The organism is Pandoraea pneumonica (assembly GCF_902459645.1).
Classification (GTDB): domain Bacteria; phylum Pseudomonadota; class Gammaproteobacteria; order Burkholderiales; family Burkholderiaceae; genus Pandoraea; species Pandoraea pneumonica.
Genome location: NZ_CABPSK010000002.1, coordinates 799,423 through 822,480, shown reverse-complemented (window position 1 = coordinate 822,480; position 23,058 = coordinate 799,423). Strand labels below are relative to the sequence as shown.

The following is a 23,058-nucleotide window of genomic DNA, read 5'->3' as shown; positions in this document are numbered from 1 at the left end:
ATGTTGCGTGCCTTGCTGTTGATTCTATTTTTGGCCGCCAACGCGGCACTGGCCGCCGTGCAGTTCGGCTTGCTGAAGTGGCGGGATATTCTGCCGACGACGGGGCGTGAGCCAACGCGCGTCACTCAGCAACTGGAACCGGGGCGCATCCGTCTGGCGGGCGCGCAGATCAGTGGCGAGACCGTCGCTGCGACAGCAACGCCGGGAAGTGCGGCAACTGGTGCCGAGACCTCAACCACGTCGAGCACACCGAACACGCCAAACTCGACAACCGCAGCCAACAAGGCCAGCGAGAGCGACGCAGGGCCGAACCCCAACGCCGCGTCGTCGGCTTCCGCTGTGGCGGCCGCCGCAAGTCAGGCGCTGGCGGCCACAGGATCTTCCGCCGTGTCTAGCGATGCGGCGACGACTTCGGCGGCGACTGCGGCCGCGCAGGCGGCAGCCGCATCGACATGCCTGGACGTCGGCCCCTTCGCCGCCACCGATGCGCAGCAGGCGCGAGGCTTGTTGCTTGCCGCGATGCCGTCGGGTCAGGGGGACATACAGTCGCTCGCGGTCGACAAGCGCTATTGGGTGCATCTCGATCCGGTGCCGAACAAAGCCGCGGCGGACAAGCAAATCGCGTTGCTTCGCTCAGCCGGCGTCACCGAATACTTTGTGCTGAATGGCGATGGGTCGAATCTCGTCGTCTCGCTCGGCTTGTTCAACGACCGTGAGCGTGCCGTACGCTTGATGGCGACCGCGCAGAAGAAGGGTATTACGCCGCAGTTGAGCGAACGGCCCAATGCGAAGAGCCGGATCGTCTATCGCATTGCGGGCATCAACGCGAACGCCGCGTCTCAGCTGCGCGGCGTGGTGACGCAGCAGTGGTCAGCACAATTGGTGAAAGCGTGTCCGGCACCGGTGGGCAGCCCGCCTGCGCTCGCCCACTAATTGAAAACACAGACCTTCGGGCGGCGATCGAACCCACCGCCCGGCTTCACCCCACGCGCTTGAGTTCCACCACCGGACGCACAACGCCCGTACGCAGACCTCGGGCGTTTTTGATGGTCGGTTCAACCCACGGAGCGAGACCGGTGGCCTCAGGGGCATCAACCAGTCCGAGGGCTTTGAGAACGGCCACCGCAGCGGTATAAAGCGCCCGCATATTGCCGTCGACGACCTTGATGGCGATGCCCAGTCCGGCGGATCGCACACCGATCGTCTGTACGCCATCGGTGCCGATCTTCGCGACCCAGTCTCCCGGTGCCATGCGCATGAAGGCCAAATCGTTGCGTGCGGTGCCGGACACCATCTCCGGTTGCTGCGTCATCGCCGCGAACAACGTCGAGAGCGCCGGATCGTCACTCGCGGACAACCTCGCATAAGCCGCCGCCAACTTCTCGAGCGGCAGTGCGTAGTTCGGCGCGGAACACCCATCGATGCCTAACGGCAAGGCGTCGCCTGACATCCCGACCACATCGCCCACACGCGCCCGAATCGCCTGCTGCAACGGGTGTGCGGGATCGAGATACGTTTCCAGCGGCAACCCGTGCTGCGCACAGTAGGCCAAAAAACCCGCATGCTTGCCCGAACAGTTGTGATGCAGTGCCGTCGGCTTGAGGTCGGCGGGGGGCCGTTTGCCCGTCGCGGAATAGAACGTCGGCGTGTGGCAGCCGCATTGCAGATGATGTTCATCGCAACCGGCTTTGCTCAACAGGCTTTTCACGCCTTCGATATGGAACGATTCGCCCGAATGGCTCGCGCAGAGCAACGCCAATTCGGCCTGCGTCAATCCGAAATGCGCGACACCATCGCCCTCGACGAACGGCAGCGCCTGAAACGGTTTGAGCGTCGAGCGGGAGAACGTGAGAAACGACGGGTCACCCGCTGCGTAACGCAACCGGCCCGTGGCGTCGACCACGGCGACCGCGCCGTAGTGAACGCATTCCACCGTATCGACGCCATTTGCGCCACGCGTGAGTTCTACCAGCGGTGCCAAATTCATGATTGCGCCCGCACCTTCTTGAGCAGCGACGTCGTCGAGCGTTGGTGCTCGAACGGAATCGCCACGGCCTTGCCGCCCCAGCCCCGCACCAATGCCGACTCCGGCAGCTTGTCCATGTCGTAGTCACCGCCCTTGACCAGAATGTCCGGACGCACGGCGGCGATCAGGGCTTCGGGGGTCGACTCACCGAACGTCACCACATAGTCCACACTCTGCAATGCAGCGAGCAGCGCCGCACGATCGTTCTCGTTGTTGATGGGGCGATCGTCACCTTTGCCAAGCGTGCGCACCGACGCGTCGGTATTCACGGCAACGATTAGGCAGGCACCGAGCGCGCGGGCCTGTGCGAGATAGGTCACGTGGCCGCGATGCAGGATGTCGAAGACACCATTGGTGAACACCAGCGGACGCGGCAATTGCGGAGCGAGTGCCACGAGGGCATCGCGCGAGAGGACTTTGGCCTCGAAATCGGGAGCTTGGGCGAGTTGCATGACTGTCTGTCAAAGTGAACGCGGTATTGTCCCACGGCAGCGCGCGGGCAACAAAAAAGGGGCCGAAGCCCCTTTTTTTGCGCGATACCCCGGTACAACGGATATCGCAAATTGCTGGCGATATCGCCGATTACGCCGACGTCGCAACGGCCGGTGCAGCCGGCGTCGCCACTGCCGCCAAACGCGCGGTGATTTCCTTGCGATAGCGGTTCAGGTCGGTAGCGGTCGCAAACGTGCGCTCGAACAGCAGCGACATGTTGTGCAGAATGCGCTCGACCACCTTCTTTTCCCAGCTGTCGTCGAACTTGATCTGCTCGTCGAGCCAGTGCTCGAGCCATTCCGGTTCCGGCAGGCGCGATTGCACCGTGTCGTTCGGGAACAGGTCCTTGTTCACGTGCAGGTTGGTCGGGTGCAGCGGCTTTTCGGTGCGGCGCGCCGAAGCCATCAGTACGCCGATCTTCGCGAACGCGGCACGCGCGTTATCGCCGAAGCTCGTCAGCGCCTTCTTCATGTAGCGCAGGTAGGCGCCGCCATGGCGGGCTTCGTCGCGCGAAATGATTTCGTAGATGGCCTTGATCACCGGCTCGGTGTGCCATTCGGCAGCGCGGCGATACCAGTGGTTCAGGCGAATTTCGCCGCAGAAGTGCAGCATCAGCGTTTCGAGCGGCGGGGCCGGGTCGAACGGGAAGCGCACGGCGTGGAGTTCGGCTTCGCTCGGCACGAGGTCCGGGCGGAAACGGCGCAGGTATTCCATGAGCACCAGCGAGTGCTTCTGCTCTTCGAAGAACCACACGCTCATGAAAGCGGAGAAGTCGCTGTCGTCACGGTTGTCGCGCAGGAACATCTCGGTCGCCGGCAGCGCCGCCCATTCCGTGATGGCATTCATCTTGATGGTGCGCGCCTGATCGTCGGTGAGTTGGCTCGCGTCGAACTTGTCCCACGGAATGTCCTTCTCCATGTTCCAACGCACTGCTTCCAGCGACTTGTACAGTTCGGGATACAGCATTTCGTTCATTTCAATTACCCCCAAGGTCGCGAGACCTTACACCAGGACTCAAGATAGTATTGTGAAAGTTTACGCCGAATTTCGACAGACAAAACGGTGACCGCGATACGAACGGCCCCCGCCGTCCGGCTTCACGTCTTGAACCCCTGCCGTCGCTGAAGGACGGCGATGAAGCGCCTGTAACTTGGCCGCGTCCTGGCGATATGGCTAGAGCGACCCTACTAAAATATGGGCAAACTCTTGAATCATAACATAAAAGCCTTTCAAAACCCTACGCGCCGGGCCCCACGTGACAGTAATGCGGCGTAATTTTGACGACGGTCAAAATGTCACGCAAAGCTCCTAAGATCAAGGGGCAGCGGGTATCGGGCGCCGACGATTGCCACCCCATCGGCCGTGTCGCGCCACGCTGCAAACGGTGGGCCAAAAGAGGTCGATGCCCATCACGATGCGTCAGGGTTTGTCCTTGTGCGACGGGGCTCAGCAACGCACCTTGCATGGTCTAGGCTAAAAGCAGTCGTTCCGTGCTTGTGATCCGGTTCAGATCGCGGCGGTCGCCGCCTCCGAATTCGCCGTGCCCGATAGTCGAAAAGACGCTCAGTCGCATCCACGCAACAAGCTGTACCGGCCAGCGCGCCGACCGAACGACTCACGCGCTGCCGACGGGCCCCTTTACTCGACTGGATCCTTGAACCGGAAAGGAGCCGAGCATGGCAACTCGTCTTGCTTTGACAGCATGGCTGCGCGCCGCCTGCGTCTGCGCCACCGTGGGTGCGGCAACGGCAGCCCCGAGCGCGCACGCGTTCGATGCCGTGCAACTGGCCTCTCAAGAAGTACCCACCGCGCACCTCGTCGGTCACGGTTCCTTCACCCGCATGGGGTTTCATCTCTACGACGCCGAACTCTTCTCGGTCGCCGACCGCCTCAGTGCCAATTGGGGCTCGCATCCCCTTGTCCTCGATCTGCGTTACGCCCGTAGCTTCAAATCGCACACGCTCGTGCAGCGCAGTCTCATCGAGATGACGAAGCTGCAAGTGGCGACCGATGCCGAGCGTCAGCGGTGGGCGGACGAGCTTGCCCGCATCCTGCCCGATGTGTCGGAAGGCCAGCATCTGACTGGCGTGTACCGCCCGGGCGATGGCACGCGCTTCTTCTCCGACGGCAAACTGATTGGCCAAATCGCAGGCGACGCCTTCGGACGCGCCTTCTTCGCCATCTGGCTCGACCCACGCACGAGCGCACCGGATCTGCGGGCGGAACTGATCAGCGACGTGCGCTGAGTCACGTCGCCGTTGGTTGGCGCTGATTGACGCTGTTTGGCGTGATTGGCGTGATTGGCGCTGGTCGGCTTCGGGCGCCGTCGGTCGGTATCGGTTAGCCCGAGTCGCCACGGATGTCCAACGCGAACCGCGGTGCGCTGTCTCATCCGCGCCACGCCGGGTGCACCGACGCGGTGCGCGCCCGAGCATCGGCTGGTAAGTTACGGCAAGGTTCCCCTGCGCCACGCGCGCCGCCTGCGCGCCCCAAGCGAGACCGTGCCATGGACATCGATCATGCTGCCGCGCTCACCCGTCTGACGCGCTACGTCGAAACCCTCACGCGGCAAAGCGTCGCCAATCTCGGCGAGTTCTATGCGCCGACCGTCTATTTCAGAAGTCCGCTGCATGAAGTGCGCAGCGCCGCCGAGCTCGCCGCGCTCCTCGATCATTTGTTCGAACGGGTCGACGTCCCCCGCTTCGAAATCACGGCCACGCTGCTGCAACACAATCAAGCGCTACTCGTCTGGAATTTCCACTTCCACGCCAAACGCTGGATCGAGGATGAGCAAGTGATTCACGGCGCTTCTCATCTGCGTTTGGCGGTCGACGGGCGCATCGCCTACCAACGCGACTACTGGGACGCCACCGAAGACATCTACGCCAAACTGCCCATCGTGGGCCGTTTGCTCGGCTTGCTAAGGCAGCGCCTGCTTCCGTGACGGCGCAAACCAGCGACAAAGCCCTTCCCCGTTCGCCGCTTTGGCCGCTTTGGCCGCTTTGGCCGCTTTGGCCGCTTTCGCCGCTTTCGCCGCTTTCGCCGCTTTCACCGCTTTCACCCGCTTAGGCAGTTTTCTTCAATACGCCCCGCGACAGCCCCTCTAAATTCGGAACCCTGCATTCTCCGCACAAGGGTTCCCAATGACGCTCTTCTACTCCATGGCCGCGTTTGCGCTGGCCGCCTCGATCACCCCCGGCCCCGTCAACGTTGTGGCACTCGGCTCGGGCGCGCGCTATGGCTTGTGGTCGAGCCTGCGCCACGTCACCGGCGCCACTGTCGGCTTTGTCGTACTGCTCGTCGGCGTGGGCTTTGGTGTGTACGAACTCCTGCAACGCGTGCCCGCGCTGATGCATGCGATCCAATGGTTCGGTGTCTTGTTTCTGCTCTACATGGCCTACAAGCTCGCCGTCGATAACGGCGAACTGGGTGATGCCAACCCGCAGCGCGGCCCGACGATGCTGCACGGCGCCGTCATGCAGTGGCTGAATCCGAAAGCCTGGCTCGCCGCTTTGGCCGGGACAGGGGCATACACCGCAGGCGACCCCGCGCGAATCTGGCAATTCGCCGCGATCTACTTCGTCGTGTGCTGGGTGTCGGTGGGGTGCTGGGTCGTTGCCGGGGCGATGCTTCGGCAACATATGCGCGATGCGCAGCGCGTGCGACGCCTCAATCGCGTCATGGCTGCGCTGCTGGCGGCAAGCGCCGTGTACCTGGTGGCGGGCTGATGCCCTTTACGTTACGTCACGCTGCGTTGCGTTGCGGGTATCCGATGCCCGATAGTGGCCGGGCGTCGCCGCGAGCAGTTGCTTGAACGTGCGTTGGAAATGCGCCTGATCGGCGAACCCGGCATCGAGGGCAACCTCGGCAATCGCGTGTCCGCGACGCAGCCGTGCGCGAGCATATTGAATCCGCTGATTCATCAGGTACGCATGCGGCGTGAGCCCGTATTGCGCCCGAAACGCGCGCGTCAAATACGATGCCGACAACCCCGCCGCGCTGCAAATCTGCGCCAACGTCAACGCCTCACGGCAATGCGCCCGAATGAAATCCGCCGCCTCGCGCAACTTGCGCGGGTCGTCGCGCATCGCACGCGGCGCCGGATTCAGCCGCTCATGCACATCCACGAAAAACTGCTGGACCACACTCTCGCGCTCAAGCTGATCGGCGCTCGAATCGGTGCAAACGTCGTATAGCCGATTCAGCCCGTCGTACAACGTGGCATCCGTCGACGACAGCGGATCGAACAGATGCAGATCTTGCCCGTCGCCAAAGCCCAACTCGCGCTGCAATGCCCCGAGCCAAGCCGTATCGACGAACAACATGCGATACGCCCACGCCTCGTCGCCGATCGGATTGCAAGCATGCACCGCATCGGGGTTCATCACGACGACGCTGCCCTTGCCCACCGTTTCGCGTGCGCGGCCGTTCAGGTAAGTGCTCTGCCCGCCGGTCACCACGCCAATCGAAAACGTTTCGTGGCTGTGCAGCGCATAGCAGACTTGCCGCCCGTCGAGCACTTCGCGGGCTTCGAGAAACGGCAATGCCGGGTCGCGCCAGAACGTCGAGGGATAGGGGCAAGGGACGTGAGTTCGAGACATAGCGACGGTCGGTTCAATCAGATATCAAGCGGCATCGCCACCAACAGCAGGCGCATCCGCGTCGGCCGGTGTCGAGGACATGGGCGAGTTTGCAGGCATATCGACACTCCCCACCGCCCCGGCTTCCACGCTGTCGAGGGGGCTCGTGCCATCGGCCTCGGCCACCAGCCACGCTGCGATGGCGTCACGTTGTGCGTACGCATCGGCTTCGCCCAGCGCGATCAATTCTTGCGTGTACGACGATTCGAACAGGAGGTAGCTCGCGAACGCAGCACCACGCGCCTCATCCGCACCGATCGCCCCCAGCATCGTGCGCACCGCACGCGGCAATTGTTGCAGATGCCGCGCGGCAATCGGCTCAAGGCGCTGACTCGGCGAAATTACCAGCGTTTCGATAGGCCGCCAGCCACTCGATTCGCGCTGCGCAGCGGGCACGTGCCGCAGCACGTTGTTGATGTGTTGCAGACGTTCGAGATCGGCCGACAGCCCGTCGATAAACACGCTGGCGAGCGCCTGCCCGCCGATCTGCGCGAGACTCGGATACCCGGCGATACGCTCGCCGCTGCTATCGAGCCCGTACTGGCCATGCGCCGCGCCGATGATCAAAATGCGCGTCGCCCCCAGATGAATCGGCGGACTGAGCGGTGCGATCTGGCGCATCGACCCATCCCCGAAATACTCGGGCTGACCATCGAGATCGAGTTCAATGGCGGGAAAAAGAAACGGAATCGCGCTCGACGCCAGCAGATGCTCGACAGTGAGCGGCACCGCACGGGCGAGCCGCAGCGAGCGCTTCCATGGCTGGATCGGCTCGCCGCTTTGGTAGAACGTGACGTGCTTGCCCGACGAATACGACAGCGCGGTGACCGACAACGCCGCCAACGCGCCCGAGGCGAATACTTCCGGCAAGCGCTCTAGCCGAATGGCGTTACGCAGCATCTCCGCGAGCGGCGACCAGTCGAACAGTGAACGAGGTGAGCGGCGCAGCGCCCAGCCGAGCGAAATAGCCGCCAGCCAGCGCGCGCCGGTGCCCGCCATGCCCAGCGAATCGGCACGAAACACTTGCCCGGCGTGAAACTGACGCCAGACGGCATCGAGCTTCATCACGCCATGCTGGAAGTCGTCGGCATGCGAGGCGAGCGCCGCCGCATTGATCGCCCCCGCCGAAGTGCCGCACACGATGGGAAATGGGATCGCGCGCCGTGAGGGCAACACTTCGCGCTGAATGGCGGCAATGGCCGCGAGGACACCCACTTGGTAAGCGGCGCGCGCGCCGCCCCCCATCAAGACGAGTCCGGTACGTTCGCCTGAAATCATGGGGTGCCTCCCTGTTGTTGTTATCCCGCGCGGCCGTCACCTCTGTGACTCTGCGAGACGAACGGCCGCGCGCGATGCTGTTACGTCCTACGCTGCCCCTACTCGATGCTTACCAAGCCCATGGCGTCGTTTTGCCGCCGCGCTTAGCCGGTGCCTTGACCGCGCTTTTGGCGGAAGTCGTGGCGTCGGCGGACTTCACCGCCGGGGGAGCCTTGCCCGGTGTCGCGCTGGCTTTCGCCGACTTGGCCGACGCTGCTGCGGACTTCGCCGGAGCTTTCGCGGGCCCCTTCGCCGGTGACTTAGCGGCCGTTGTCTTGCTGCTCGACGAAGCCGTCGACTTCGACGCCTTGCCCGTTGCAGTCTTGCCTGCGGCGGACTTTCCAGCAGCCGTCTTGGTCGCCGCCGTCTTGCCGGTCGACTTCTCTGCGGTCGCCCCACGCTTGCCCGCCGCCATCGCCGCTTCGGTGGCCGCTTGCGTCGCCTTCGTGGCGCTCGCTGCGGCTTCCGACATTTGTGCAGCAGCAGCTTCGGTCATGTGCGTTGCCGATACGCCTGCGGCTTGCGCGGCCGCCGCAATCTGATCGAACTGCGCGCGCATGGCGTTGAACCACATCGACGGATCGAGCGCGCCGTAGGCATTGCTCGCCTGCGCGAAAGGCGATTCGGCACCGGCTGCCGTTTGCTCGCCCGACGCAGCGTCCGGCGCGTCGCTCGCCTGCGGTTCAGGTTCCGGTTCCGGCTCGGGTTCAGGTTCCGGCGCACGGGCCTGCGATTCGACGTCTTGCGCCGGTTCCGATGCAGCAAACGGGGAACGCCAGAAGTTGCTGCCCGCCTGCGCGAATTGCGCGAACTGCGGGGAGAACGGCGACGCGGCCGAGTCTGCACCCGCGCCCCCAGCTGCCCCCGCCTGTCCAAACCCGGCAGGCTCGCCCTGTGCTGCGGCACCGAAACCACCGCTACCGAACGCCCGCAGCGTCGCGTAAGTGGCGCGTTGCACTTCGAAGGCTTGAATCGTCGAGCGCAGCACATTCAGGTTGAGCGTCAGCCATTGCTCGACCGCGCGCATCTCGGCAATCCGGTTCTCGATCTCATTCGGATCGAGTAGCGGTGCAGCGCTCTGCATTAGCTGCGTAAGCGGAGACGTAAAGGTCGCGGGCGGGCTAAATGCCTCCCACATCTTTTTGAGAATGTCGAAGCCGTTGGGCATGGCACTCGTCGAATCGCTCATCTTGGTCTCCGGTCACGGTCGGCGTTGTTTATGGATCATACGCCGAGCCTACGTGAATCGTATGTCAGGTAGCGCTCGGCCCAGACGCCGGGCTCAGAACGGCGCGTCGCCGCTGTAATCGGGCGCACGGCGCTCGCGCAGCGAGGCGATGCCTTCGCGCACGTCGGGCCCGGCAAACCCCATGAATTCCAGCGCCAGTGACGCATCGAACGACGGCCCGGCACTGCGCAGCCAGTTGTTGAGCGCGTATTTGGTCCAACGAATCGCCGTGGTCGATCCGCGTGCGAGTTTGTCCGCCACTTCGAACGCCTTGGGCAGCAGGTCGGCTTCGTCCACCGTCAGCGACACCAGACCGATACGCTCGGCCTCCTCGCCCGACACCGGCTCGCACAGCAGCAGGTAGTACTTCGCCTTCGCCATACCGCACAGCAACGGCCAGACGATCGCCGCGTGGTCGCCCGCCGCCACGCCCAAACGCGTATGGCCGTCGATAATGCGCGCGTTCTTCGCAGCGATGGAGATGTCGGCCAACAGGCCCGCCACCAACCCCGCGCCAACCGCCGGGCCATGCATCGCCGAGACGATCGGCTTGCTGCAATTGATCACGTTGTAGACGAGATCGCGCGCTTCGCGCCACACACGCGCACGCACGTCGAAGTTATCGGCCATGTCTTCCACGAGCGACAAATCGCCGCCACCGGAGAAGCCCTTGCCTTCGCCGCGAATGACCACGGCGCGCGTATCGGGATCGCGGTCGATATCGCGCCACACATCCGCCAGTTCGCGGTGCATGTGGTGATCGGCCGTCGACAAGCCGCTCTTGTTCGCGCCCGCGCCCATGATGACTTCGAGCACGCCGTTCGGATGCCGCTTGAACGCCAGCGACGAGTAGTGTTGATACGGATCTTGCGACATGGTCTACCGCTCCAAAAAAACATCCCCGCATAGGCGGGGATTGGAAAAACGACGGCATCGGGCGAACCCGGCACCGCCGACGGTCATCAATTCATTTCGGGTGAGCAGGCCGTAGCCCGTCTCACGCCAAGCCGTGGCTTACTGTGCCAGCAGCCACTTGCCGTTTTCGATCTTGACCATCACACGGGCGCGCTGATCGAGCCCCAAGTGATCGGTCGCGCTCATGTTGATCACGCCGTTCGTCACGTGCACTTCCTTGCTCTGTTCGAGCGCGTCGCGCAGTGCCTTGCGGAATTCCGGCGTGCCCGGCTTGGCCTTCTGCGCGGCGATCGGAATCGCACGTTGCAGCAGAATGCCGGCGTCCCATGCATACGAACCGAACGCTGCAACCGTGCCCGCACCGTACTTCGCCTCGTACTTCTTGATGTAATCGAGCGCGACAACCTTCGCCGGATGATCGGCAGGCAACTGCGACGCCACCAGCACCGGGCTGGCCGGCAGGTACGTGTTGTTGCAGTCCTTGCCGCAAACGCGCAGGAAGTCGTTATTGCCCACGCCGTGATTGTGATACACGAGGCCCTTATAGCCGCGCTCGGCCAGTGCCTTCGGCGGCAGCGCCGCCGGTGTGCCTGCCGCGCCCACGACCACGGCATCCGGGTTGGTCGCCATGATCTTCAGAATCTGGCCCGTCACGCTCGGGTCGGTGCGCGCAAAGCGCTCGTTGGCGACCATCTTGATCTTTTGCAGCGCGGCGAACTTGGCGACTTCGTCATAGAAGGCTTCGCCCAGTGCATCGCCCTGACCGATGAACGCCATCGTCTTCACGCCATGACGGCTCGCGTGTTCGGCAATGGCCGAGGCCATCTGCGCGTCGGTCTGCGGCGTCTTGAACATCCAGTAACGCTTGGCGTCGACCGGCTCGATGATGCGTGCCGAGGAAGCCAGCGAAATCGTGGGCGTAGTGCCGCTCGCGATCACGTCGAGCATGGCCAGCGTGTTCGGGGTGATCGACGAGCCGATGATGGCGTCGACGTGGTTCTCGGAGATGAGCTTCTTGGTGTTCTGGACGGCGGTCGTGGTGTCCGAGGCGTCGTCGAGAATGATGTAGTCGACCTTCTGACCGCCGATTTCGGTCGGCAGCATGGTGATGGTGTTGCGCGCGGGAATGCCCAACGAGGCGGCCGGGCCGGTGAGCGAAATGCTCACGCCGATCTTCACCTGAGCGGCGGCACCACCGGCCAACGCCAGCAACATCGCGCCCAGCAGTGCGGTGCGCACGGGGTTTCGCATGAAAGTCTCCTGTCCAATCCTGATCTGGTCTGGCCCGCGCTGGTTCTTTTCATACGCGAAGGCCCGGGACGGACACCTCGCGCCGCGCCGGCGAAAGTTCGGGCCGGCCCGCGATCCCGGTAGGGGTACGAACCGACTCAAGGAGACAAAGAATAGCGGAGCCAGAATTGCCCGCCATATCCGGGTTCACCCTATGCCGGTAACTTTCACCGTGCGGCGCATGGCCGGATTTACTCGTCGAGCGGGGAAACCGCCTGATCGATAGCACCGAAAATCGACTTGCCCTGCGCATCGAACATCTCGATGCGCACCCGGTCGCCGTAGCGCATGAATTGCGTCTCGGGCGAACCCTTTTCGATGGTCTCGAGCATGCGCTTCTCGGCAATGCACGCACTGCCCCGGCTGCGATCTTTGTTGGAGATCGTGCCCGAACCGACGATGGTGCCCGCGCGAGCATTACGCGTCTTGCACACGTGCGCGACCAGTTGGCCGAAGTCGAACACCATGTCTTCGCCGCATTCGGGCGCGCCGTACTTCTTGTCGTTCCACTTCACCGTGAGCGGCCGATGCACGCGGCCATCGCGCCACGCGTCGCCCAGTTCGTCGGGCGTCACGGCCACCGGCGAGAACGCCGTCGCCGGTTTGCTCTGGAAGAAGCCGAAGCCCTTCGCCAACTCGGCCGGAATCAGATTGCGCAGGCTCACGTCGTTGACGAGCATCAGCAGGCGCACGCCTTCGAGGGCGCGGGCCGGGCTCGCGCCCATCGGCACGTCAGTGGTCACCACGGCGACTTCCGCTTCGAAGTCGATGCCGAAGTCTTCCGAGGCGCAGACGATGTCGTCCGTCGGCCCGATGAAGTCGTCGCTGCCGCCCTGATACATGAGCGGGTCGGTCCAGAACTCGGGCGGCATTTCCGCGCCACGGGCTTTGCGCACCAGCTCCACGTGGTTCACGTAAGCGGAGCCGTCGGCCCACTGGTACGCGCGCGGCAGCGGTGCCATGCACTCGTCGGGTTCGAACTTGAAGGTGTTGCGCGCGCGTTGATGATTGAGCTCGGTGTACAGCGTTTGCAGTTGCGGCGCGTAAAAGGTCCAGTCGTCGAGCACACGTTGGAGCGTGGGGGCGATGGCGTCGGCAATGCAGGCGCTCGTCAAATCGCGCGACACGACGATCAGTTGACCGTCGCGCGTGCCGTCCTTACGGGTAGCGAGTTTCATGTGATGGAGTCTGCGGGCGGTCTCAGGCCCGATAGAATGGCGCGTGAAGCCGACGATTCTACCTGAGGGCAACGCCCGCGCAGCCCCTCGAAAAAAGCGCGGGCAGCACCGGTGGCCGCGCTAATTTCGCAGGACGGCCACCGCGACGAGGACGAGACAGACATGACAAGCAAGACTGCGGGCACACGTAGCGCCAAGCGCACCACTCGCACCGCCAGCGCCGACCATACGGACAATACTGACGATATGCGCGAGGCAGACGACGCCGAGATGGCCGCGAGCGCCGCCCCCGAAGAAGAAAAGCTTCGCTCGGGCATTCAATCGATCGAGGTGGGCTTCCGGCTCATCGAGGTACTGACCGAAGCCTCGAACGCGATGATGCTGCGCGACCTCGCGCACGCGGCCGACATGAACCCTGCCAAAGCTCACCGTTATCTCGTGAGCTTTCAGCGACTGGGACTCATCGTGCAAGACCCCGTGAGCGGGCGCTACGACCTGGGGCCGTTCACGCTGCGCATGGGGCTGGCCCATTTGGCGCGCATCGACGCGTTCAAGGCTGCCCGCTTTGCACTCGGCGAACTGCGCGACGCCATCGACCAAACGGTGGGCATCGCCGTCTGGGGCAATTCGGGGCCGACCGTCGTGCATTGGCTCGACTCGACGTTCCCGATGCGCGTACCGCTGCGTCTGGGCGACGTCATGCCCATGCTCGAATCGGCCGCCGGACGCCTGTTCGCGGCCTATCTGCCAACCCGTCAGACCGCGCCGCTCATCGACACGGCGCTGGCCACCTTGCAACATGCGTCGCGCCATCATCTGCCTGCCACACGCGCGCAGTACGATGCCGTGCTCGACGACGTGCGTGCACACCGGGCCGCGCGGGTGGAAGGCACGGTGCTGCCGTCAGTCAATGCGTTCTGCATGCCGGTATTCGACGCGACCGGGCAGTTGGTGATGGGGCTGATGGCGCTGGGCCCAGAAAGCCGCTTCGACGCCAGTTGGGGCGGCCCGATCGACACCGCGCTACGCACGCTCGCGCAACAACTGTCGGCCGATCTCGGGCAGGCACAGGCACCGCGACACCCCGCCGCGCCAGCGACTAACGCGCGGTAACGGTTCCGAACCAGGCGGTGACGCGCGGGTCGAAACAGATTCCACGCAATATGAGATGCTGACGTCCTGACGTTCCGGCCCTTTGTTCCAGCCCTCTAATTCGTCCCATTGCCTGCCAACCGCCCGCCTCGCCAAGCTGCGCCCGATGCACCCGCCGATGCCGCCTTCAGTGCGCCCGCCGGTCCGACGCCGCCCGCACGGACCGGACGGCGCTGGCTGAAGTGGGCAGGCGTGGTGCTGGCGGTGTTCGCCGTGCACGTGCTCATCGCCCTGTGGGTCGCGGTGCACCGCACGACGCTCGATGACACGCCGCCGATTCACGACATTCCGATCACGCTCATTCCTCTCAAGCCGGTCGAACCACCGGCGCCGCCTGCGCCCCCAGAACCCAAGCCGGTGCCCAAGCCTCGGCCGAAGCCTGTCGCGCCGCCAGCAAGCCCCGACACGCTCGCCGCGCCCCAGACAACGGACGAACCTGGCCCACAGGCGGCATCCGCCACCGAGGCAGGCCAAGGCGACACCCCGGGCGCTCCGGCCAGCGGCGCCGCGGCCCAACCACCCGGCCCGGCCCTCACGGCCGCTGCCGCCAATGGCGACAAGTTCGACCCGCCGCCCTCCGTCACGCTCACCTACGACGCGCTGATGAACGGCGTGCGCAACCAAACCGGCGAGCTGCACTGGGTCAATCAAAACGGCCACTACCAATTGCGGGTGGCGGTGCCGATCATCTTCTTCGGCACGTTCGAATTCATCAGCGAAGGCGGCTACGACGCCAACGGCATCGCCCCCACGCGCTATGTGGAAAAACGCGGACGCCGCGCCGAGTACGTCACCGACTTCCATCGCGACGGCGCTGCGCCCACGCTGTCGTTCTCGCGCTCGGGCCAATCGGTGCCGCTGGCCCCCGGCGCGCAGGATCGGTTCAGCGTGATGATGCAGTTGGCGGGCTACGCGCGCGGCAACCCAGAGCGCTACACGCAGGTCGGCGTCACGCACGAGTTCACCGTCGTGGACACCGACAGCAGCGAAGTCTGGCCGGTGCAATACGTGGGCAGCGAAACCCTGCAAACGCCGCAGGGCTACCTCGAAACGCGCCACTTCACGCGTTTGCCGCGCCGAAACGGCGACGAGCGGCGCGTCGACATCTGGCTCGCCCCGTCGCTCGACTGGCTGCCGGTGCGGGTCAAGCAAGTCGAACCGTCGGGCAACGAGTTCGAATTGATCTTCACGCAGAAGGCTCAGCCCTAAGGCCTAGTCCTCTTAGACTTCCCCCCCGCCAATCAAGACTGATCGTCTCAAACTAGCGACTCAACATTGCTTAGATCATTGAGTGATCTAGCATTGATGCGGCTTCGCGTGAGAGCTGTTGCCCCACTGCGACGATTCGATGAGCAGAAGTTCATTGTTCCTGACATAATCAGAAACATCCCACGGGATTGACGATAAAGGGCCGAACACGATGAAAGTAAGTGCTAACGGCGTATCGATTCATTACGCGGTGGAAGGCCACGGACCGTGGCTGACGCTAGCGCATCCGTTGGGTGCAGACCTCACCGTCTGGGACGACCTGGTCCCGCCGCTTGCTGCCCACTTCCGGGTACTGCGCTACGACAGCCGGGGTCACGGGCAAAGCGATGTCCCGCACGGCCCGTACACCATCGGGCAACTGGCCGCCGACGCGGCTGCGCTGCTCAATTCGCTGGAAATTCCAAGTACGCACTTCGTAGGCATTTCGATGGGGGGTGCCGTCGCGCAACAGCTTGCGCTCGACGCGCCCGAACGCATCGAAAGCCTCACGCTGATCGATACGACGTCCGGCTACGACGCCGCCGATGCCGCGACATTCCGTGAACGCGCCGCCAAGGCCCGCCACGGTGGCATGAAGGCGCTGGCGGAAGGCACCATGGAGCGCTGGCTCGGCAAGCGATTCCGCAAGCACGAGCCGGAGGTGACCGAGCGCATTCGCCACCGCGTCGCCCATACCGATCCGGAGGGCTTTGCGGCGTCGTGCGAGGCGCTGGCCGCCTTCGATGTGCGCTCTCGCCTCTCGGAAATCGAGCTGCCGACGCTGGTACTGGTGGGAGAACACGACCCCAGCACGCCGCCTGCCGTCGCCCGCCGGATCGCCGAGGGCATTGCCGGGGCAAGGCTGGAAATCGTGCCCGATGCGGCCCACCTATCGATCGTCGAGCAGAAACAGTTCGTAACTAATGCGCTTGCAACGTTTTTGCAGGGAGCCGCATCTAACGTATGACCTGCACAAGGCAGGCCGTCCTGAATTGCTGGAACTTGTCGATAAGGAGGACCCAAACCATTGAATTCGTCAGCCGGTGTGCCGATAAGCGAATCATGGGGTCATGCCTCTTGAAATCGCGCCGCGTCGCCCCTATGTGGGTTACCAAGGACCATGCAGGAACACCAGGAGAGTTGCCATGCTCATGATTTACAACAGCCCAAATTACTGTGTCGTCGAGTTTGCCGCGGATAACGGCAATCACTCGCTGTCTGCGGGTGGCTATGAAATCGTGGACAAAACCGCTGGCCGTGAGATTTTTCTCGACGGCTCGCTTGCCCGGCAATTCCGTGAAGAAGTGCAGAAGTTGATTGCCAGCGAGCCGTCCGAGGACGAAGTCGATGAATTCCTCGGGCAGTTCGACACCTTCATGACGAACCCGGTAGTGCTCCACTGACGCAAACACCGTACGCGGTGCCGCCACACGAAAAACCCTCGCCACGGCGAGGGTTTTTTCATGATGAAGCTTGCCAGCGTGTCAGGCTTGCCTTGGCATCGCGCCGCCGCAGCCGCCCCGCTTTAGCACTGCTCCCACGGCAGCCCGTCGAAGCGCCAGCCGTTCACGGCATTGCGGTGATGGGTGGCATTCAGATCGCCCTCGAAGCCGTGCAGCACCCCATAGACGTTCAGAAAGCCCGCCGCCTCGAGCGCCTCACCGGCAGCCGAGCTCCGGTTGCCGCTGCGGCAGATCAGCACGACTGGCCGGTCGCCGCCTGCGCCCGCCAGCTTGCGCACGCTTTGCACGAAATGCGGGTTGACCTCCCAGTCCGGGCCGTCGTTCCAAGCCACATGAATGGCCCCGGCCGGGTGCCCGACGAACAGGTATTCCATCTCGCTGCGGCAGTCGACGAACAACGCGTTGGCGTTGGCTTGCAGAAACTTGTTAGCAGCATTCGGGAGCAGGAATTCCATGGCTTGGGTGTCAGTGGTCGATCTGAGAACGTGCCCTGTGAGCGAGATGTCACTCGCCGCTAGGGTCGGTGCGGGGTGTCCGGCGCCCGCCCGGCGCGGCCAGAGGCCAAGCGGGGCGCGCCAAAACCATTACAATTATAGGTTTTCCGGCCACTCCAAGGCGACGCTCGTCATGACCACCGCTTCCCCCACCACCGCCAACGCGGGCGTTGGCACCGCGCCGACCCGGCTCGCGCAGCCGCGCTACACCCGCGGGCAGGCACTGCCGGCGCTGCTCGAATCGCGCATTCTGATTCTCGATGGCGCGATGGGGACGATGATCCAGCGGTACAAGCTCGATGAAGCGCAGTATCGCGGCGAGCGCTTTGCCGACTTCGCGCACGACGTGAAGGGCAACAACGAGTTGCTCTCGCTCACGCGTCCCGAGGTCATCAGCGAAATTCACCGCCAGTACCTGGCCGCCGGCGCCGACATCCTCGAGACGAACACGTTCGGGGCGACGACCATCGCGCAGGGCGACTATCACATGGAAGACCTGGCCGACGAGATGAACCGCGAGTCGGCGCGTCTGGCCAAGGAAGCCTGCGCCGCCTTCAGCACGCCGGACAAGCCGCGCTTTGCCGCAGGCGCCATCGGCCCGACGCCTAAGACCGCCAGCATCAGCCCCGACGTGAACGATCCGGGCGCACGCAACGTCGACTTCGACCAACTGCGCGATGCGTACTACGCGCAAGCCAAATCGCTGATGGAAGGTGGCGTCGATCTGTTTTTGGTCGAAACCATTTTCGACACGCTCAACGCCAAAGCGGCGCTCTTCGCCATCGACGAACTGTTCGAAGACACCGGCGAAGTGCTGCCGATCATGATCTCGGGCACCGTGACCGACGCGTCGGGCCGCATTCTCTCGGGCCAGACCGTCGAAGCGTTCTGGAATTCGCTGCGCCACGCCCGCCCGCTCACGTTCGGCCTGAACTGCGCGCTGGGTGCCACGCTCATGCGTCCGTACATCGCCGAGCTGGCCAAGCTGTGCAACACCTACGTGTCGGTGTATCCGAACGCCGGGTTGCCCAACCCGATGAGCGACACGGGTTTCGACGAAACGCCGGACGTCACCTCGGGCCTGCTCAAAGAATTCGCACAAGCCGGTCTCGTGAATCTGGCCGGTGGCTGCTGCGGCACCACGCCCGAACACATCGCCGAGATTGCCAAGGCGCTTGCCGACGTCAAGCCGCGCCGTTGGCCGTCGCAGTACCGTAATGATGAGGATCAAGCAGCATGAGCCAAACGCACAACGTGCCACCGATGCGCCTGTCCGGCCTCGAGCCCTTCAACATCGGCGACGGCACACTCTTCGTGAACGTCGGCGAGCGGACCAACGTGACCGGCTCCAAAGCGTTCGCGCGCATGATTCTGAACGGTCAATTCGACGAGGCGCTCGCAGTGGCGCGTCAGCAGGTCGAAAACGGCGCGCAGGTCATCGACATCAACATGGACGAAGCCATGCTCGATTCGAAGGCCGCCATGGTGCGCTTCATGAATCTCATCGCGTCCGAGCCGGATATTGCGCGCGTGCCGATCATGATCGACTCCTCGAAGTGGGAAGTGATCGAAGCAGGTTTGAAGTGCGTGCAAGGCAAAGCGATCGTCAACTCGATCTCGCTCAAGGAAGGCCGCGAAGCCTTCGTGCATCACGCGAAGCGCATTCGCCGCTACGGTGCGGCCGCTGTCGTAATGGCCTTCGACGAACAAGGCCAAGCCGACACGTACAAACGCAAGACCGAAATCTGCGAGCGCAGCTACCGCGTGCTGGTCGATGAAGTGGGCTTCCCGCCGGAAGACATCATCTTCGACCCGAACATCTTCGCGGTCGCCACCGGCATCGAAGAGCACAACAACTACGCGGTCGACTTCATCAACGCCACGCGCTGGATCAAGGAACACCTGCCGGGTGCGAAGATCAGCGGCGGCGTGTCGAACGTGTCGTTCTCGTTCCGCGGCAACGACCTCGTGCGCGAAGCGATTCACACCGTGTTCCTGTATCACGCGATTCAGGCCGGTATGGACATGGGCATCGTCAACGCCGGTCAGTTGGGCGTGTACGAAAACCTCGACCCCGAACTGCGCGAGCGCGTCGAAGACGTGGTGCTCAACCGCCGCGACGACAGCACCGAGCGTCTGCTGGAAATTGCCGACCGCTTCAAGGGCGGTGCGGCAAAGCGTGAAGAAAACCTCGAGTGGCGCAATCAGCCCGTGGAAGCGCGTCTCGCGCACGCGCTGGTGCACGGCATCACGACTTTCATCGTCGAAGACACCGAGGAAGTGCGCCAGAAGATCGACGCCGCAGGCGGGCGCCCGATTCAAGTCATCGAAGGCCCGCTCATGGACGGCATGAACGTCGTGGGCGACCTGTTCGGCGCGGGCAAGATGTTCCTGCCGCAGGTGGTCAAGAGCGCGCGCGTGATGAAGCAGGCCGTGGCCCATCTGGTGCCGTTCATCGAAGAAGAGAAGGCGCGCATGGCCGCGGCCGGTGAAGACGTGCGCTCGAAGGGCAAGATCGTGATTGCCACGGTCAAGGGCGACGTGCACGACATCGGCAAGAACATCGTGACCGTGGTGCTCCAGTGCAATAACTTCGAAGTCGTGAACATGGGCGTGATGGTGCCGTGCGCCGAAATTCTCGCCAAAGCGAAGGAAGAAGGCGCGGACATCATCGGCCTGTCGGGGCTCATCACGCCGAGTCTCGAAGAGATGGCTTACGTGGCCTCGGAAATGCAGCGCGACGACTACTTCCGCCTGCGCAACATTCCGCTGCTCATCGGCGGGGCGACGACCTCACGCGTGCACACGGCCGTGAAGATCGCGCCGCACTACGACGGCCCGGTGATCTACGTGCCGGACGCCTCGCGTTCGGTCTCGGTCGCCTCGAACCTGCTCTCGGACGACGCCGCCACCAAGTATCTCGAAGACGTGAAGGCCGACTACGAGCGCGTGCGCGCTCAGCACGCCAGCCGTAAGGCCACGCCGATGGTGTCGCTCTCGACCGCGCGAGAAAACAAGTACAAGGTCGACTGGTCGACCTATGTGCCGCCCAAGCCGAAGTTCATCGGCCGCCGCGTGTTCAAGAATTACGATCTGGCCGAGCTGGCGCAATACATCGACTGGGGTCCGTTCTTCCAGACGTGGGATCTCGCGGGTCCGTACCCGGCCATTCTCAACGACGAGATCGTCGGCGAATCGGCGCGGCGTGTGTTCTCCGACGGCAAGGCGATGCTCAACCGCCTGATTCTCGGCCGCTGGATCACTGCGAACGGCGTGATCGCGATGCTGCCCGCCAACGTGGTGAACGACGACGACATCGAGATTTACACCGACGAGTCGCGCACCGAAGTCGCGTTCACTTGGCACAACCTGCGCCAGCAGAGCGAGCGTCCGGTGGTGGACGGCGTGCGCCGCCCGAACCGTTCGCTGGCCGACTTTATCGCGCCGAAATCGAGCGGCGTGGCGGATTACATCGGCGTCTTCGCCGTGACCGCCGGGCTGGGCGTGGATGCCAAGGAAGCGACCTTCCTCGCCGATCACGACGACTACAGCGCGATCATGCTCAAGGCGCTGGCCGACCGCCTCGCGGAAGCCTTCGCCGAGTGCATGCACGCACGCGTGCGCCGTGACTTCTGGGGCTACGCGAGCGCCGAGACGCTCGATAACGACGCGCTCATCAAAGAAGAGTACGTCGGCATTCGTCCGGCACCGGGCTACCCGGCTTGCCCGGAACACTCGGTCAAGGGGCCGATGTTCCACTACCTGCAAGCCCATGAAATCAACATGAGCGTGACCGAGTCGCTCGCCATGCTGCCGGCGGCAAGCGTGTCGGGCTTCTACCTGTCGCATCCGGACAGCACGTACTTCAGCGTGGGCAAGATCGGTCCCGATCAGGTCGAAGACTTCATGGAACGCATGGGCGTTGACGAAGCGACGGCTCGACGCCTGCTCGCACCGCAACTTTCGTAACGCTATGAAGGCATGAGGTGGCATGGGTGGCATGACGCTGCATAACACGCCAAAAGGCACCGCTTGGCACCGTTATGCCGCCCTACCGCCTCGTGACATAATCGCGGCGGCGTGACCCGGGTCACTGACCTGCGTGTCACGCCGTTGTCGCAACTTGAGCGTAGTGTCGCGCCCGATCAGGTTGCCGCCCAACGGCCCGCCCGCCCCGCGCGGCGACGGGCTTGCACCGTGACCGTCAATTCGAGACGTCCCATGCACGCACTGCAAAACATTCAAAACTTCCAGCTTTATCCGCTGCTCAACACGCTGCTCTCGCTCGCCGTGGCGTTCGTACTCGGCTGCATCATCGGCGTGGAACGGCAGGTACGCCAACGCACGGCGGGCCTGCGCACCAACGTGCTGGTGGCCGTGGGTGCCGCCGCCTTTGTCGACTTGTCGATGCGATTAATGCCGGGCGATACGCGCGTGATTTCGTACGTGGTGTCGGGGGTGGGCTTTCTCGGCGCGGGCGCGATCATGAAGGACGGCGCCTCCGTGCGCGGCCTGAACACCGCCGCAACGCTGTGGGGATCGGCCGCTGTCGGTGCGGCGGCGGGTGCAAGCATGCTGTTCGAAGCGGTCATCGTCGCCGCGTTCGTGCTCGCGGCCAATACGCTGCTGCGTCCGGTCGTCAACCGCATCAACCGCGCGCCTATCAACGAGGCGACGTCCGAAGCGACATACGCGCTATCCGTCATCTGCGCACGCACAACGCAGCGTGAAGTCCTCGACAAGGTCGAAGCGTGGCTCGAAGCGTCGAACTATCCGGTGCGCGCGCTCGACATCCACCCATTCGGTGAAGCGGAAGTCGAAATCGAGGCACTGTTGCTGCCGACCGCCGTGAAGGCTGGCGAACTCGATGCGCTGACCGATCATCTCGAGACGCTGCCGGGGGTCAATCAGGTCTTCTGGTCAAGTCGTTCGGACGACTGACGATTACGCGCCACACGCGTACCCGCTTCCCGCGTGCAACGCTCTTCGCGTGGGAAAAAGCCGAATTACAATCGATTACAAAGCCTTACAGCACCGCAGATTGCGGACTCTTAGACTGGAATCTCACTAACGCAAGTGAGGCCTGCACCAGTTTTTCCTTTGAGGTGCAGTGCAATGCAAAGGAGTCCATCTGATGAAGAAGCTGATCATTTCGGTTGCTGCCCTGACCCTCGCCGGCGCTTCGGCACTGAGCTTTGCCCAAGGTGCCGCTGGCGGCGGCGCGGCAGGCCCGGGTGGCGGCAGCACGACCGCACCGACCACGCCGATGCCGAGCCAGGCGGACCCGACTTCGCCGGCAGCCCCGACGCCGGGTGCTCAAACCATGACGCCGTCGAACCCGCATCCGAACTCGCATGCGCAGCAGCCGCGTCACAGCACCAAGAAGACGCCCACCAACGGCAACACCGGCAACGGTGCCACCAACGCACCGGATAACGCACCGGGCAAGGCCCAGTAAGCGTTCTCGGTGCCCAGGATGACCGGTCTGTAGGCGTCGCCACTGCAAGACATTGCCCCTCGCCCGGGGGCGACGCCTTCCGACCGGACATAAAAAAAGCAGGCCCACGATTCGTGGCCTGCTTTTTTTGCCGTGCGGGGTTTCTGGATCTGCGGCT

At 63.8% G+C, this 23,058-nt stretch carries 22 protein-coding genes; 12 read left to right on the top strand and 10 right to left on the bottom strand.

The annotated features are described in order from the left end of the window. Complete coding sequence (locus PPN31114_RS12760) at positions 1 to 933, top strand: SPOR domain-containing protein (protein ID WP_174987987.1); 933 nt, start codon at positions 1 to 3, stop codon at positions 931 to 933. 46 nt (positions 934 to 979) lie between these two features. On the opposite strand, the gene PPN31114_RS12755 is transcribed toward PPN31114_RS12760, so the two are convergent. The 3 genes from PPN31114_RS12755 to PPN31114_RS12745 form a co-directional block, all read right to left on the bottom strand. Next, positions 980 to 1,987 (bottom strand): asparaginase, encoded by a 1,008-nt coding sequence (locus PPN31114_RS12755; protein WP_150679852.1) that lies wholly within the window; start codon positions 1,985 to 1,987, stop codon positions 980 to 982. Then, positions 1,984 to 2,478 carry a D-glycero-beta-D-manno-heptose 1-phosphate adenylyltransferase gene (rfaE2, locus tag PPN31114_RS12750; protein WP_150679851.1) on the bottom strand — a complete coding sequence of 165 codons (495 nt, stop codon included), beginning with the start codon at positions 2,476 to 2,478 and terminating at the stop codon, positions 1,984 to 1,986. The genes PPN31114_RS12755 and rfaE2 overlap by 4 nt, the downstream gene beginning before the upstream one ends. Positions 2,479 to 2,608: 130 nt before the next feature. Further along, the gene (locus PPN31114_RS12745; RefSeq protein ID WP_150679850.1) at positions 2,609 to 3,493 is read right to left on the bottom strand and encodes a ferritin family protein; all 885 of its coding nucleotides are present in this window, start codon (positions 3,491 to 3,493) and stop codon (positions 2,609 to 2,611) included. Positions 3,494 to 4,194: 701 nt separating this feature from the next. Between PPN31114_RS12745 and PPN31114_RS12740 the strand changes: the two genes are divergently transcribed. From PPN31114_RS12740 to PPN31114_RS12730, 3 genes are all read left to right on the top strand, one after another. Further along, positions 4,195 to 4,764 (top strand): chalcone isomerase family protein, encoded by a 570-nt coding sequence (locus tag PPN31114_RS12740; protein ID WP_150679849.1) that lies wholly within the window; start codon positions 4,195 to 4,197, stop codon positions 4,762 to 4,764. Between the two features lie 260 nt (positions 4,765 to 5,024). Continuing rightward, the gene (locus PPN31114_RS12735) at positions 5,025 to 5,462 is read left to right on the top strand and encodes a nuclear transport factor 2 family protein (protein ID WP_174987983.1); all 438 of its coding nucleotides are present in this window, start codon (positions 5,025 to 5,027) and stop codon (positions 5,460 to 5,462) included. A gap of 199 nt (positions 5,463 to 5,661) precedes the next feature. Further along, the gene (locus PPN31114_RS12730) at positions 5,662 to 6,246 is read left to right on the top strand and encodes a LysE family translocator (protein WP_150679847.1); all 585 of its coding nucleotides are present in this window, start codon (positions 5,662 to 5,664) and stop codon (positions 6,244 to 6,246) included. Positions 6,247 to 6,252: 6 nt separating this feature from the next. Here PPN31114_RS12730 and PPN31114_RS12725 read toward each other — a convergent pair whose 3' ends face one another. The 6 genes from PPN31114_RS12725 to PPN31114_RS12700 all read right to left on the bottom strand — a co-directional run bounded on the left by PPN31114_RS12725 (position 6,253) and on the right by PPN31114_RS12700 (position 13,086). Next, the gene (locus tag PPN31114_RS12725) at positions 6,253 to 7,119 is read right to left on the bottom strand and encodes an AraC family transcriptional regulator (protein ID WP_150679846.1); all 867 of its coding nucleotides are present in this window, start codon (positions 7,117 to 7,119) and stop codon (positions 6,253 to 6,255) included. 24 nt (positions 7,120 to 7,143) lie between these two features. After that, entirely contained in the window at positions 7,144 to 8,436 is a 1,293-nt protein-coding gene (locus PPN31114_RS12720; protein ID WP_150679845.1) for a patatin-like phospholipase family protein, read from the bottom strand. 109 nt (positions 8,437 to 8,545) lie between these two features. After that, positions 8,546 to 9,664, bottom strand: coding sequence for a PhaM family polyhydroxyalkanoate granule multifunctional regulatory protein (locus PPN31114_RS12715; protein WP_150679844.1), 1,119 nt, complete (start codon positions 9,662 to 9,664; stop codon positions 8,546 to 8,548). Positions 9,665 to 9,757: 93 nt separating this feature from the next. Continuing rightward, entirely contained in the window at positions 9,758 to 10,579 is an 822-nt protein-coding gene (locus PPN31114_RS12710) for an enoyl-CoA hydratase/isomerase family protein (RefSeq protein WP_150679843.1), read from the bottom strand. A 138-nt stretch (positions 10,580 to 10,717) separates the two neighbouring features. Continuing rightward, positions 10,718 to 11,869, bottom strand: a complete 1,152-nt coding sequence (locus tag PPN31114_RS12705; RefSeq protein ID WP_150679842.1) for an ABC transporter substrate-binding protein — start codon at positions 11,867 to 11,869, stop codon at positions 10,718 to 10,720. A gap of 230 nt (positions 11,870 to 12,099) precedes the next feature. Then, positions 12,100 to 13,086: a fumarylacetoacetate hydrolase family protein gene (locus PPN31114_RS12700; RefSeq protein ID WP_150679841.1), complete on the bottom strand. Its 987-nt coding sequence runs from the start codon at positions 13,084 to 13,086 to the stop codon at positions 12,100 to 12,102. A gap of 246 nt (positions 13,087 to 13,332) precedes the next feature. On the opposite strand from PPN31114_RS12700, the gene PPN31114_RS12695 reads away from it, so the two are divergent. The 4 genes from PPN31114_RS12695 to PPN31114_RS12680 all read left to right on the top strand — a co-directional run bounded on the left by PPN31114_RS12695 (position 13,333) and on the right by PPN31114_RS12680 (position 16,889). After that, complete coding sequence (locus tag PPN31114_RS12695) at positions 13,333 to 14,199, top strand: IclR family transcriptional regulator (RefSeq protein ID WP_246182574.1); 867 nt, start codon at positions 13,333 to 13,335, stop codon at positions 14,197 to 14,199. A 108-nt stretch (positions 14,200 to 14,307) separates the two neighbouring features. Next, positions 14,308 to 15,447 carry a DUF3108 domain-containing protein gene (locus PPN31114_RS12690; RefSeq protein WP_150679839.1) on the top strand — a complete coding sequence of 380 codons (1,140 nt, stop codon included), beginning with the start codon at positions 14,308 to 14,310 and terminating at the stop codon, positions 15,445 to 15,447. A gap of 211 nt (positions 15,448 to 15,658) precedes the next feature. After that, entirely contained in the window at positions 15,659 to 16,453 is a 795-nt protein-coding gene (pcaD, locus tag PPN31114_RS12685; RefSeq protein WP_150679838.1) for a 3-oxoadipate enol-lactonase, read from the top strand. 178 nt (positions 16,454 to 16,631) lie between these two features. After that, on the top strand, positions 16,632 to 16,889 hold the full coding sequence (locus tag PPN31114_RS12680; protein WP_150679837.1) for a BTH_I0359 family protein: 258 nt from the start codon (positions 16,632 to 16,634) through the stop codon (positions 16,887 to 16,889). A gap of 122 nt (positions 16,890 to 17,011) precedes the next feature. On the opposite strand, the gene PPN31114_RS12675 is transcribed toward PPN31114_RS12680, so the two are convergent. Next, the gene (locus PPN31114_RS12675) at positions 17,012 to 17,404 is read right to left on the bottom strand and encodes a rhodanese-like domain-containing protein (protein WP_150679836.1); all 393 of its coding nucleotides are present in this window, start codon (positions 17,402 to 17,404) and stop codon (positions 17,012 to 17,014) included. Between the two features lie 172 nt (positions 17,405 to 17,576). Here PPN31114_RS12675 and PPN31114_RS12670 point away from each other — a divergent pair, with 172 nt between their 5' ends. From PPN31114_RS12670 to PPN31114_RS12655, 4 genes are all read left to right on the top strand, one after another. Further along, a complete protein-coding gene (locus tag PPN31114_RS12670) occupies positions 17,577 to 18,683 on the top strand; it encodes a homocysteine S-methyltransferase family protein (protein WP_150679835.1) in 1,107 nt (368 codons plus the stop codon). Between the two features lie 23 nt (positions 18,684 to 18,706). Next, positions 18,707 to 21,412, top strand: coding sequence for a methionine synthase (gene metH / locus PPN31114_RS12665; protein WP_150680400.1), 2,706 nt, complete (start codon positions 18,707 to 18,709; stop codon positions 21,410 to 21,412). A 261-nt stretch (positions 21,413 to 21,673) separates the two neighbouring features. Then, complete coding sequence (locus tag PPN31114_RS12660) at positions 21,674 to 22,384, top strand: MgtC/SapB family protein (protein WP_150680399.1); 711 nt, start codon at positions 21,674 to 21,676, stop codon at positions 22,382 to 22,384. 193 nt (positions 22,385 to 22,577) lie between these two features. After that, positions 22,578 to 22,901 (top strand): hypothetical protein, encoded by a 324-nt coding sequence (locus PPN31114_RS12655; protein ID WP_150679834.1) that lies wholly within the window; start codon positions 22,578 to 22,580, stop codon positions 22,899 to 22,901. Positions 22,902 to 23,058 lie beyond the last annotated feature (157 nt).